This is a genomic window from Pseudomonas sp. SCPG-7, from assembly GCF_002156405.1.
Classification (GTDB): domain Bacteria; phylum Pseudomonadota; class Gammaproteobacteria; order Pseudomonadales; family Pseudomonadaceae; genus Aquipseudomonas; species Aquipseudomonas parakoreensis.
The window spans coordinates 821514-833865 of sequence record NZ_MVOO01000001.1; the positions used below are offsets into that span (position 1 = coordinate 821514).

10 protein-coding genes are annotated in these 12352 nt (G+C 59.6%); 6 read left to right on the plus strand and 4 right to left on the minus strand.

The features are described 5' to 3' along the window. The first annotated feature begins 27 nt into the window (after positions 1-27). Positions 28-1350 carry a hypothetical protein gene (locus B1722_RS03715; RefSeq protein ID WP_041064443.1) on the plus strand — a complete coding sequence of 441 codons (1323 nt, stop codon included), beginning with the start codon at positions 28-30 and terminating at the stop codon, positions 1348-1350. Positions 1351-1436: 86 nt separating this feature from the next. Here B1722_RS03715 and B1722_RS03720 read toward each other — a convergent pair whose 3' ends face one another. After that, positions 1437-2762, minus strand: a complete 1326-nt coding sequence (locus B1722_RS03720; protein ID WP_041064445.1) for a sigma-54 dependent transcriptional regulator — start codon at positions 2760-2762, stop codon at positions 1437-1439. 345 nt (positions 2763-3107) lie between these two features. Here B1722_RS03720 and B1722_RS03725 point away from each other — a divergent pair, with 345 nt between their 5' ends. The 3 genes from B1722_RS03725 (at position 3108) to nhaB (ending at position 6513) form a co-directional block, all read left to right on the plus strand. After that, positions 3108-3374 (plus strand): hypothetical protein, encoded by a 267-nt coding sequence (locus tag B1722_RS03725; RefSeq protein ID WP_041064446.1) that lies wholly within the window; start codon positions 3108-3110, stop codon positions 3372-3374. Positions 3375-3652: 278 nt separating this feature from the next. After that, entirely contained in the window at positions 3653-4942 is a 1290-nt protein-coding gene (locus tag B1722_RS03730; protein ID WP_041064447.1) for a hypothetical protein, read from the plus strand. A gap of 68 nt (positions 4943-5010) precedes the next feature. Continuing rightward, positions 5011-6513 (plus strand): sodium/proton antiporter NhaB, encoded by a 1503-nt coding sequence (nhaB, locus tag B1722_RS03735; protein WP_086791407.1) that lies wholly within the window; start codon positions 5011-5013, stop codon positions 6511-6513. Between the two features lie 101 nt (positions 6514-6614). Here the strand turns inward: nhaB and B1722_RS03740 are convergent, their stop codons facing one another. From B1722_RS03740 to gnd, 3 genes are read right to left on the minus strand one after another with little or no spacing between them, the layout of a single operon-like run. Further along, positions 6615-7421, minus strand: a complete 807-nt coding sequence (locus B1722_RS03740; RefSeq protein ID WP_041064449.1) for a Cof-type HAD-IIB family hydrolase — start codon at positions 7419-7421, stop codon at positions 6615-6617. Beyond that, entirely contained in the window at positions 7418-8941 is a 1524-nt protein-coding gene (gene zwf, locus B1722_RS03745; RefSeq protein WP_041064450.1) for a glucose-6-phosphate dehydrogenase, read from the minus strand. Before zwf ends, B1722_RS03740 begins: the two co-directional genes overlap by 4 nt. After that, a complete protein-coding gene (gnd, locus tag B1722_RS03750; protein WP_305809626.1) occupies positions 8938-9942 on the minus strand; it encodes a phosphogluconate dehydrogenase (NAD(+)-dependent, decarboxylating) in 1005 nt (334 codons plus the stop codon). The genes zwf and gnd overlap by 4 nt, the downstream gene beginning before the upstream one ends. A gap of 249 nt (positions 9943-10191) precedes the next feature. Here gnd and B1722_RS03755 point away from each other — a divergent pair, with 249 nt between their 5' ends. Both B1722_RS03755 and B1722_RS03760 read left to right on the plus strand, forming a co-directional pair. Further along, entirely contained in the window at positions 10192-10374 is a 183-nt protein-coding gene (locus B1722_RS03755) for a DUF6026 family protein (protein WP_041064455.1), read from the plus strand. Positions 10375-10573: 199 nt separating this feature from the next. Beyond that, positions 10574-12322 (plus strand): phosphoethanolamine transferase CptA, encoded by a 1749-nt coding sequence (locus tag B1722_RS03760; RefSeq protein ID WP_086791409.1) that lies wholly within the window; start codon positions 10574-10576, stop codon positions 12320-12322. The last annotated feature ends 30 nt before the right edge of the window (positions 12323-12352 follow it).

Consider the following 12352-nt stretch of genomic DNA (forward strand, 5'->3'; position numbering starts at 1 on the left):
CATTGGGCTTAAAGGGACGGCTTATTCATGTATCGATCAGTATCACTGCGTGCCGCTGTATGTCTGAGTACTCTTCTACCTGCGGCGATGCTGCAAGCAGCACCCGACGCAGATGTGGAGACCCTGAAACAGGAACTTCTGGAGCTGAAGCAACGATACGAAGTACAACAAAAGGCCCTGGCGGTGCTCGAACAACGGGTCCGTCAGGTTGAAGATCAACCGGCAGCGCCGCAACCCAAACGGCTGGCCAAGTCGCCGTCTGACATGAAAGGCAATCCAAGAGTCGCTACCAGCACCGGCGCGCCCGGGACTGGGGCGGCAGCAGCGTCGGGGGGCGCAGCAGGGGGCAGTGGCGCGTCTTACGGCCAGTCGCTGGCCGACGATTCGCAACCGGCACAGAGTGTGTCCAACCTCTACGACGAGGCCAGCGGCTTCTTCGGTGGTGGCAAGTTCAGCTTTGAAACCGGTGTGACCTACTCGCGTTACGACACCCGGCAGCTGATTCTCAACGGCTTCCTCGCACTGGACTCGATCTTTCTGGGCAACATCAACCTCGACCGGATCAAGGCCGACACCTGGACGCTGGACCTGACCGGCCGCTACAACTTCGACAACCGCTGGCAGTTCGACGTCAACGTACCGGTGGTCTACCGCGAGTCGACCTACCAGTCCGGCGGCGGCAACGGTGGTGCGTCGAACGTCACGACGGAACAGGATGTTTCGCGTGATCCAACCATCGGCGACGTCAACTTCGGTATCGCCTACAAGTTCCTCGACGAGTCGGTCAACACCCCGGACGCCGTGGTCACCCTGCGAGTCAAGGCGCCAACCGGCAAGGATCCGTTCGGGATCAAATTGCGCCAGACCGATGCCAACTCCAACCTGTTCGTGCCTGATACCTTGCCCACCGGTAACGGCGTCTGGTCGATCACCCCCGGGGTTTCGCTGGTCAAGACGTTCGACCCGGCCGTGTTGTTCGGCAGCCTGTCCTACACCCACAACCTGGAGGAGTCGTTCGACGACATCAGTGCCACCGTCAATCAGAAAACGCCAGGCAAGGTCAGCATTGGCGACAGCTTCCAGATCGGCGCCGGTATCGCGTTTGCACTCAACGAAAAGATGAGTATGTCGTTTTCGATGTCTGATCTGGTGCAACGCCGCAGCAAACTCAAACCCGATGGCGGGGATTGGCAATCGGTGGTGTCCAGTGACGCCAACGCGGGTTACTTCAACGTCGGCATGACCATTGCCGCCACGGACAACCTGACCATCGTACCCAACCTGTCGATCGGCATGACCCCGGATGCCCCGGACTTCTCCTTCAGCCTGAAATTCCCGTACTACTTCTAACGCGAAAGATCGCAGCCTGCGGCAGCTCCTACAGGGATTACAACTGTAGGAGCTGCCGCAGGCTGCGATCTTTTGATCTTTGGTTTCTAGCGAATCTGATGTTTGTGCAGCAGGCGATAAAACGTTGGCCGGGAGACCCCAAGCACTTTCGCTGCGACGCTGAGGTTGTCGCTGTGCCGGTTCAATACATCGCACAAGGCCTGGCGTTCGGCCCGGGTCTTGTAGTCTTCAAGCGTGCCCATCGGCGTGGCGATTGAGTGCTGACTGATCAACCCCAGATCCCGGGCTTCAATTTGCCGCCCCTCCGCCAGCACCAGACCCCGTCGCACGCGATTGGCCAGCTCGCGCACGTTACCCGGCCAGTCGTGCTTGCCCATGGCGATCAACGCATCCTCGCTGAAGCTGCGTGGACGGCGGCCGGTTTCATGACTGTAGAAATGAGAAAAGTGGTTGGCCAGCATCGACAGATCACCGTGTCGCTCGCGTAATGGCGCGGTCACCACTTGCAGCACATTGAGACGGTAATACAGGTCTTCGCGAAAACGTTTTTTCTCGATGGCGGCTTCCAGGTCGACGTGGGTGGCCGCGAGGACGCGCACATCCACCGGAATCGGCTGGCTGCCACCGACACGCTCAATGTGTTTCTCCTGCAGGAAACGCAGGAGGTTGGCCTGCAACTCCAGCGGCAAATCACCGATTTCATCGAGAAACAGCGTGCCACCGTTGGCCGCTTCGATGCGCCCGACCTTGCGCTGATGGGCACCGGTAAAGGCACCTTTTTCGTGGCCAAACAGTTCGGACTGAATCAAGTGTTCGGGAATCGCCCCGCAATTGATCGCCACAAACGGCTTGCTGTGGCGCTGGGACTGGCGGTGCAGCGTGCGCGCAACCAGTTCTTTGCCGGTACCGCTTTCACCGCGAATCAGTACCGGGGACTCGGTCGGCGCCAGTTTGCTCAACAGTTTTCGCAGTTCGCGGATCGGCTTGCTGTCGCCGAGCAACTCGTGTTCCGGCTGATCGACATGAATCGTGCCTTGTCCACGCAAGCGCGCCATGCCGAACGCGCGCCCAAGGGTCACCTGGACCCGCGAGACATCGAACGGCAATGTATGGAAATCGAAAAACCATTCGCAGACGAAGTCGCCAACGTTCTGCAACCGCAGGACCTCCTGATTCAACACCGCGATCCACTCGGTGCCGCTGCGGCTTATCAGTTCCTTGACGGCTTCCGGGCGCTCGAGGTGAAAAGGTTGCAGTCTGAGCAGGCCGACGTCGCATGGCCGATCGGCGGCATTTTCCAAGGTACAGCTGTCGACATCCCAGCCGACCGCGCGCAATCCGGGTAACAGGCGGTGGCAGTCGTCACAGGGGTCGACTACCAATAAACGTCGTAACGCTGGCGCTTCGATCATGACTGTTCCTTGGCGCCAAATTTAAGGAAATTATTGTAAAAACAGTCATTTGGCAGACCCGACTGTAACATTAGCAAGAAATTGACAGGGGCTTGTATCGATTGCTTATAGGCGTACAAGCTAAAGAGTTATAAGAAGCCGGGTTATTAGTTAGCTATCGAGTTGCTCTCTTTCGCCAGGCTTTCAAAAACTGTCGAAATCTTGAGCATAAGCAATAAAGTTGAAATTTCTCCGTTTCGTGTGTGACCTGCTTCGGGGTTGCGTGCATCAGTACAAGTAACCAGCCGAACGGTAAGCCCAACCGACGGCACATCACTTGATTGGGCACGACAGAGAGAAGACCCCATGACCGCCCCGCTCCGTATCAACGAAGCTCTTTTGATTGCCAACCACGCATTTAAACCTTTCCAGTGCGTGGCCTGGGCCCCACAAGACGGCAACGGCGAACTGAACCTGACCGTCATCGACCGTACCAACTCGCACATCGGCCGCAAGCAGATTCCAAGCAGCGCTTACTCCGATCCGGCGCAACTGGAACAACTGCTGCAGCAGGCACGCGCCGAACTCAGCGAAGAAGGTTACCTGTTGCAATCGTGGTCGATGCCGCACTGATCAGAAGGTAATGCGGACGACTTCCAGTCGTCCGCCCCGCTCTTTTTATTGATCTGTTGCTGTTTATCTCCAGTACTTTTGTACAACTTTCCTTAAAGCGTCAGGCGACACTGCTTGGCAGGCTTTCATTTGGTTCAAAAAGACACTGTTCTGGCACAGTGCGACCCTCCACCTGTTAGTTATGTCAGTTGTACTTCGGCGTATTCAGGGATTGAATGTTTCGCTCATGCAGTTACCCGCCCGATTCGGACCTGGTCAACTTGCAAGGAGAAGCATGCATGTCCCCCGAGAACGCCATTGCGCTCCCGCCGCCAAAGACTAACGCCGGGCAACTCGACAGAGATTTTGCCCACTTCGGCATTGCTCAAGTGTATTTCGCCGGCAGCGTGTCGAGCATGACTCAAGGCCTGGCTCTGGATTCACAAGGCCGGGTGTTGGTGGCTGCCAAGATTGGCACTGCCGATGGCAGCCGTTTTGGGCTGGCGCGAATGCTTCCCGACGGTTCTGCCGATCTCGGCTTCGGCGCTCAAGGCAGTGTGATCGGCGAATTCGCCCCCGGATTCGAAGCCATGGGCGCAAAGGTGCAAGTGTTGCCAGACGGACGCATTCTGCTGGCCGGTCTGCATTATGAGAACGCTCACCGCACCCTGCCCGCCTTCGCCCGATTCACGGCTGACGGCTTGCCCGACCCATCGTTTGGCGACAATGGTCGACAAGTCGTGCGCCTGCCGGGTGACCTGTCCGTCGGCTCTCGGGATAGCTGGCTTCCGCCCGGCGTGCCGGGGGCCGAAGCATGCGACTTCGCGGTGCAGGACGACGGGCACATTCTGTTGATCGCCAATCACCACTTCGAATTGGCCGACCATGCCGGCATGCTGATTCGTCTGACTCCAAACGGCACCCTCGATCCCGGCTTCAATGGCCGTGGATTCGTGATGATCCGTCACCTGCTGCTCAACACCTGGCTCAACAGCCTGCTGCTGCAAGAGGATGGGCGCATCATCGTTGCCGGCGCCATCGACTTTCCTCAGGAAGGTCTGGTGGCACGTTATCTACCTGACGGACGTCTGGATGAGCGCTTCGCGGTGGACGGTTTCCTCGCCTTCAAGGCCCACGGACAAAGCGCGATGGTCAGTCAGGTGCTGCATTCGATGGAACACCTGCACTGCTTTGGCAGCAGCCGCGACCCGATCCGCTGCATGGCGCTGAGCCTGCACCCCAACGGTCGCCCGGAGTTGCGCAACAATGCCGGCCACCCGCATCTGCTGGAGATCGGCCCCAGTGGCTGCCAGTGGAGCGCGGCGCAGTGCATGACCGATGGCCGCATCATCGCGGTGGGCGCGACGATTGGCGGTATCGAGGCCGATTTCATCGTCGCGCGCTATCTGGCCGACGGTCAACTCGACCGCGAGTTCGGTAACGGCCACGGCTGGTTGCGCACGCGACTGGGACGCAGCCTGGATATCGCCAACTCACTGGCGGTGCAGGCCGACGGACACATCCTGGTCGGCGGCTATTCTCTGGACGGCAACTACCGGGCCATGGTTGCCCGCTATCTGAATCAATAATCCCCCGAGACTTGAACTTGCCAGTCACTTGCGGCACTTTGCGCGCTTCTTAATACAAGGAGCAACCGATGTCCGGTTCACTGGCCCAGGCCTTCGCGCATAATTTCCTCGGGCATTCGCCCCGCTGGTACAAGGCGTGCATCGTCGGGTTCCTGATCCTCAATGCCGTGGTGCTATTTACCGTCGGCCCGGTCGCCGCTGGCTGGCTGCTGGTGATCGAATTCATTTTCACTCTGGCCATGGCCCTCAAGTGCTATCCGTTGATGCCCGGCGGCTTGTTGTTGATTGAAGCCCTGCTGCTGAAGATGACCACGCCGCAGGCGCTATACGATGAGTTGGTGCACAACTTCCCGGTGATCCTGCTGCTGATGTTCATGGTCGCAGGCATTTACTTCATGAAGGATCTGCTGCTGTTTCTGTTCTCGCGGCTGCTGCTGGGCGTACGCTCCAAGGCGATTCTGGCGCTGATGTTCTGCTTCCTCTCGGCGTTTCTGTCGGCGTTTCTCGATGCCCTGACCGTGACGGCGGTGATCATCAGCGCCGCCGTCGGCTTCTATTCGGTTTACCACCGTGTGGCCTCGGGCAACGATCCGCGTCAGGACAGTGAATTCAGCGACGACCGACACTTGCCGGTGCTGCACCATGACGACCTGGAACAGTTTCGGGCGTTTCTGCGCAGCCTGCTGATGCATGGCGCTGTGGGCACCGCACTTGGCGGCGTCTGCACCTTGGTGGGCGAACCGCAGAACCTGTTGATCGGCCATGAGATGGGGTGGCACTTCGCGGCGTTCTTCCAGAAAGTCGCACCGGTCTCGTTGCCGGTGCTGGTGGCGGGGCTGGCAACCTGCGTACTGCTGGAAAAACTGCGCTGGTTTGGCTACGGCACCCTGTTGCCGGACAACGTGCGTACTGTACTGGCTAACTACGCCGCCGAAGATGACGCCGAACGCACTCCACGTCAGCGTGCCGCGCTGCTGGTGCAAGGCACTGCTGCGTTGATTCTGATCGGCTGCCTGGCGTTTCACGTTGCCGAAGTCGGCTTGATCGGCCTGATGGTGATCGTGTTGATCACCGCGTTTACCGGCATCACCGACGAACACCGTCTGGGCAACGCATTCAAGGACGCCATGCCGTTCACCGCGTTGCTGGTGGTGTTCTTTGCCGTGGTGGCAGTGATTCATGATCAACAGCTGTTTGCCCCGTTGATCCAATGGGTGCTGGCACTGCCGGCGGATCAACAGCCGGGCATGCTGTTCATTGCCAACGGTCTGCTCTCGGCGATCAGCGATAACGTGTTCGTCGCCACGATCTACATCACCGAAGTGAAACAGGCCTTCCTGTCCGGGCACATGAGCCGCGAGCATTTCGAGACCCTGGCCATCGCGATCAACACCGGCACCAACCTGCCGAGCGTGGCGACGCCAAACGGTCAGGCTGCGTTCCTGTTCCTGCTGACCTCGGCGATTGCCCCACTGGTACGCCTGTCGTACGGGCGCATGGTGTGGATGGCATTGCCGTACACCGTGGTGATGGGCTTGCTGGGCTGGTACGCCGTCAGCTACTGGCTCTGACAACAACCTCATGCAGGAGCTGCCGAAGGCTGCGATCTGTTGATCTTGCTGCATAAAAAACAAGATCAAAAGATCGCAGCCTGCAGCAGCTCCTACAAGCGTTACGGGAGGATGTACTTCTCGATCGCCAGGGCTACGCCATCTTCGGTGTTTGGCGCGGTCACCACGTCAGCCTGCCGCTTGACCGCCTCCTCCGCCTGCCCCATGGCTATCGACAATCCCGCGCAATGGAACATCGCCGGGTCGTTACCGCCATCGCCAATCGCCGCCGTCTGCACCAGCGGGATGCCCAGATGCGCAGCAATCGTCGACAGCGCGGTGCCCTTGTTGGCCTCCAGCGCCGTCACGTCCAGATAAACCGGCTGCGAACGCGACACCTGAGCCATGCCGTTGACCTTGGGCAGCAGGCGCGCCTCAAGTTCAATCAGCAAATCCGTGTTGTTGCTGGTCGCGACGATCTTGTCGATGCGCTCCAGAAACGGCTCGAAACTCTCGACCACCACCGGCGGATAACCGAGGCCGTGCTGTTCGCGCGGCACCATCGGCCCGTGCGGATCCTTGAGCAGCCAGTCGCCACCGCTGAACACCCAGATTTCCACTTCCGGCTGATCGGCGAACAACGCCAGGGCAATCAACGCCGTCGGTACCGGCAGGTAATGCGCCACCAACACGCTGCCGTCCGGATTGACGATGGTGCCGCCATTGAAGGCGGCGGTCGGCAGATCGACCCCCAAGGCTTCGATCTGCTGCAGCATGGCCTTGGGCGGGCGCCCGGTGGCCAGGCTGAACAACACGCCCGCCTCGCGCAGCGAACGCACCGCATCGATGGTGCGCTGACTCAGGCTGTGATCGGGCAGCAACAGCGTGCCGTCCATGTCACTCAATAAAAAACGGATCGACTCACTCATCCCAGACCATGCCAGACGCGACCATCGCGAGTCAGCAGATCGTTGGCGGCTTGTGGACCGTCTTCCCCGGCGGCGTAAGTCTGCACGCTCGCGTCCTGCTGCCAGGCATCAAGGAACGGTTGCACCGCGCGCCAGCCGTTCTCGATGTTGTCGGCGCGCTGGAACAGCGTCTGGTCGCCGGTCAGGCAGTCGTAGATCAGCGTTTCGTAACCGGTGGACGGCTGCATTTCGAAGAAATCCTTGTACGCGAACCCCAGCTCGATGTTGGCCATGTTCAACGCCGGTCCCGGCCGTTTTGCCAGCAGGTCGAACCACATGCCTTCGTTGGGCTGGATCTGGATACGCAGATAAGTCGGCTGCAGTTCATCGACTTCGGTGTCGCGGAACTGCGCATACGGCGCCGGTTTGAAGCAGATGACGATTTCGGTATCGCGCACGCTCATGCGCTTGCCGGTGCGCAGGTAGAACGGCACGCCCACCCAGCGCCAGTTGTCGATCATGACTTTCAGCGCGACATAGGTTTCGGTGTTGCTGTCAGGCGACACGTTGGCTTCCTGGCGATAGCCATTCAACGCTTTGCCATCGACTTCGCCGGCGCTGTACTGACCGCGTACCGAATTGGCCCGCGCCTCTTCGACGCTCCACGGGCGGATCGCGCCGACCACTTTGGCCTTTTCACCGCGCACAGCGTCAGCGCCAAACGCGGCCGGCGGCTCCATGGCAACCATCGCCAACAACTGGAACAGATGGTTGGGCACCATGTCGCGCAGCGCACCGGTGTGCTCGTAAAAACTGCCACGGGTTTCAACGCCGACGGTTTCCGCGGCGGTGATTTGCACGTGGTCGATGTAATGGTTGTTCCAGAACGCTTCGAACAAGCTGTTGGAGAACCGGCTGACCAGAATGTTCTGCACGGTTTCCTTGCCCAGATAATGGTCGATCCGATAGATCTGTTTCTCGGACATGACCTTGAGCAGGCAGGCGTTCAAGGCTTCGGCAGTGTGCAGGTCGGAACCGAACGGTTTCTCGATCACCACCCTTCTGAACGCTTCGGGGGTTTCTTCGAGCAGTTTGGCGGCGCCGAGACGGCGCACCACTTCACTGAAAAAACGTGGCGCGGTGGCCAGGTAGAACACCGCGTTGCCCGTGCCGCTGTCGGCGATTTTTGCCGCCAGCGCGGAATAAGTGCTGTCGTCCAGGAAATCGCCCTGGACGTAGCTGATACCTTTGGCGAGCTTGGCCCACAAGGCCGGATCAAGCATCTGATCGCCCTTGCCGACCTTCGCCGCCACTTCGGTACGGATGAAGTCTTCGAGTTTTTGCGCGAAGGCCTCATCGGTAATGGCGTTGTGATCAACGCCGACGATCCGCAGATTTTCGTCAAGCAAGCCGTCGCGACTGAGGTTGTACAGCGCCGGCATCAGCAAGCGCTTGACCAGGTCGCCGTGGGCACCGAACAGAAACAGCGTGGTCGGTGGTGCGGGTTCTGCCTTGGATTTTCTGCGGATCGTATGGGTCATTTCTTCGGTGTCTCCACGTGGCCGCCGAAGCCGAAGCGCTGGGCCGAGAGAATCTTGTCGCCAAACGTGCCCTGGCCGCGCGAGCGGTAGCGCGAGAACAGCGAGTTGGACAGCACCGGTACCGGCACCGCTTGTTCCATGGCCGCTTCGATGGTCCATTGACCTTCGCCGCTGTCCGCCACCGAACCGGAGAACCCGTCGAGCTTCGGATCGCTGGCCAGCGCGTCGGCGGTCAGGTCGAGCAGCCAGGAGGAAACGACGCTGCCACGACGCCAGACTTCAGCGATGTCGGCCACGTTCAGGTCGAAACGCTGATCTTCCGGCAGGCGTTCGCTGGATTTGGTCTTGAGGATGTCGAAGCCCTCGGCGAAGGCAGCCATCATGCCGTACTCGATGCCGTTGTGAATCATCTTCACGAAGTGCCCGGCACCAGCGGGACCGGCGTGGATGTAGCCGTGTTCGGCGCGGTGATCCTCGGACTTGCGGTCCTTGGTGCGTGGAATCTCGCCCATGCCCGGCGCCAGAGCGGCGAACAGCGGGTCGAGACGGTTCACGGTCTCGGCATCACCGCCGATCATCATGCAGTAACCGCGCTCCAGGCCCCAGACGCCGCCGGAGGTGCCAACGTCGATGTAGTGCAGGCCTTTTTCGGCGAGGGTCTTGGCCCGGCGAATGTCATCCTTATAGTTGGTGTTGCCGCCATCGATGATGGTGTCGCCGGCTTCCAGCAAATCGCTCAGGGTGTTGATGGTGTCTTCGGTCGGCGCACCGGCCGGCAGCATGACCCACACGGCACGTGGCTTGGCCAGGCCGGCGACCAGCGCAGGCAGATCGGCAACGCCTGTGGCGCCCTCGGCGGCCAGGGTGTCGACAAAGGCGGTATTGCGGTCGTAAACAACGGTGGTGTGACCGTTGAGCATCAGACGCCGCGCAATATTGCCGCCCATGCGGCCCAGTCCAATAATCCCGAGTTGCATGTGCTGATGCTCCTTACTACAAATAAATGTGTGTCATTGGTTATAGCCCAACGCGACTAATGGAGGTTAGTCCAGAGCGTCGGGCCGAAGTTTCCGGGCATTGTGCCCGATCCAGACTGATAACGCCCCGAATCATGCCGAAGACACACCGACCATGAAAAATAAAAAAGTTCCATTCATGGGCAAAAGAAATCAAAATTGGCGCCGATAGCAGATCAGTAGCCCGGCACCGGGACAATCTGCAGTTGAGACACGCCATTTGCGAGGTGAGCAATGGGCACAGTACACACAGCAATGCCGCCACAAACCCTGTATGTCACGATCCGTCGCGATGAATTGCGCCAGTTGAAGGACGAGCGCGACCAATTGAAGCAGGAGCTGGCGCAACTGCGCTCGCTGACCCAGGGCGCTCAGCCCAAACCTCTGCCGGTAGTCCAGCGTCAACCGCACGCCTGACCTGCCCCGCCAGCTTCGGGAACGGCGCCCGTCGTTCCCGTCATGATCCGCTCCTGCCAACAATCAGCAACTAACGAAGTTTTCACATTACGTTCGTGATACTCGCGCCCATTCTGGCCGTGCGTTTGCGCGCGGCTTCCGTTCGTCGGTTTGATGTAGTGTTCCGGCGGTGGTTAGTGACGATGAGCTGGAGTGCTGAATGGCATTGTTCAAACGCAGCAAAACGACTGCGACAGGTTTCGACTGGGCCGGGGTTCTCTGGCTCTTTGCTTTTTTCTGGTACTTCTCGGGCATCACCCAACTGTTGATTCAACTGACAGGGACCTCCGGTTTCAGCGGTTTCCGTCAGGCCTTCGTGATGAGTGCGCTGTGGCTCGCCCCGATGCTGGCGTTCCCCAAACGTACCAAATTGCTGGCTGCGCTGATCGGTATCGTCCTGTGGGCCTGCTCCATGGCCAGCCTGGGCTACTTCTTCATCTATCAGCAGGAGTTCTCGCAAAGCGTCATCTTCATCATGTTCGAGTCGAACGTGTCGGAAGCCGGCGAGTACATGACCCAGTACTTTGCCTGGTGGATGATCCCGGCGTTCCTCGCCCATACCGCTTTCGCCTATTTCCTGTGGACCCGCCTGCGCCCGGTGTACATGCCCCGAGGCCGTGCGTTCGTGGCTGCGATCGCGATCGTCTTCGCCGTAGTCGGCTACCCGCTGATCAAACAGACCCAGCGTACCGGCAGTTTCGCCGGCGGCTTCGAGAAGTTCGAAGACCGCATCGAGCCAGCGGTGCCTTGGCAAATGGCCGTGGCTTACCACCGATACCTCGACACTCTGGCCGGCATGCAGGACATGCTGCACAGTGCAAGCAAGGTCCCGCCGCTGCATAACCTCAAGGCTGCCGACGCGGATAAACCGTCGACGCTGGTACTGGTGATCGGCGAATCGACCAACCGCCAGCGCATGAGCCTGTATGGCTATGGCCGCAAGACCACGCCGGAACTGGACAAGCTCAAGGATCAGCTCGCGGTGTTCGACAACGTCATCACCCCGCGCCCGTACACCATTGAGGCGTTGCAGCAGGTGCTGACCTTCGCCGACGAAGAGAATCCGGACTTGTACCTGTCCACGCCGTCACTGGTCAGCATGATGAAGCAGGCCGGCTATAAGACCTTCTGGATCACCAACCAGCAGACCATGACCAAGCGCAACACCATGCTCACGACCTTCTCCGAACAGGCCGACGAGCAGGTGTACCTGAACAACAACCGCAACCAGAACGCCGCGCAGTACGACGGTGACGTGATTGAGCCGTTCAACAAGGCGCTGAGCGACCCGGCGCAGCGCAAGTTGATCGTCGTGCATCTGCTCGGCACGCACATGAGCTATCAGTACCGCTATCCGCCGACCTTCGACAAGTTCCAGGACCGTACCGGCGTGCCGGCCGGTGTGCGTGACGATCAGGTGCCGACCTACAACAGCTACGACAACGCCGTGCTGTACAACGATTTCGTGGTATCGAGCCTGATCAAGGACTACGCCAAGTCCGATCCGAATGGTTTCCTGCTGTATCTCTCCGACCACGGTGAAGATGTGTTTGACTCGGTCGGCCACAACACCCTCGGCCGTAACGAGAACAAACCGACGGCACCGATGTACACCATCCCGTTCATGGCCTGGGCTTCGCCGAAATGGCGCGAGAACCATGACTGGAACTTTGCCGCCGACCTGAGCCGGCCGTACAGCAGCTCGCATCTGATCCACACGTGGGCGGACATGGCCGGTTTGAGTTTCGATGAACTGGACCGCAGCAAGAGCCTGGTCAGCGACAGCTTCAAACAGCGTCCGCTGATGATTGGCAACCCGTATGAACGCGAGCAGCGCGCCCTGATCGACTTCAGCCTGATGAAGCCGAAAAAGGTCGAGCCCACCGCAGCGAATGTCGTGCAGCAGTAACCGCCTGGAAGGCGCCGGTTACGAGAGATC

Coding starts and splice junctions, on each gene's coding strand:
- B1722_RS03715 (WP_041064443.1), top strand. CDS start 28: ATGTATCGATCAGTATCACTGCGTGCCGCTGTATGTCTGAGTACTCTT.
- B1722_RS03720 (WP_041064445.1), bottom strand. CDS start 2,762: ATGATCGAAGCGCCAGCGTTACGACGTTTATTGGTAGTCGACCCCTGT.
- B1722_RS03725 (WP_041064446.1), top strand. CDS start 3,108: ATGACCGCCCCGCTCCGTATCAACGAAGCTCTTTTGATTGCCAACCAC.
- B1722_RS03730 (WP_041064447.1), top strand. CDS start 3,653: ATGTCCCCCGAGAACGCCATTGCGCTCCCGCCGCCAAAGACTAACGCC.
- nhaB (WP_086791407.1), top strand. CDS start 5,011: ATGTCCGGTTCACTGGCCCAGGCCTTCGCGCATAATTTCCTCGGGCAT.
- B1722_RS03740 (WP_041064449.1), bottom strand. CDS start 7,421: ATGAGTGAGTCGATCCGTTTTTTATTGAGTGACATGGACGGCACGCTG.
- zwf (WP_041064450.1), bottom strand. CDS start 8,941: ATGACCCATACGATCCGCAGAAAATCCAAGGCAGAACCCGCACCACCG.
- B1722_RS03755 (WP_041064455.1), top strand. CDS start 10,192: ATGGGCACAGTACACACAGCAATGCCGCCACAAACCCTGTATGTCACG.
- B1722_RS03760 (WP_086791409.1), top strand. CDS start 10,574: ATGGCATTGTTCAAACGCAGCAAAACGACTGCGACAGGTTTCGACTGG.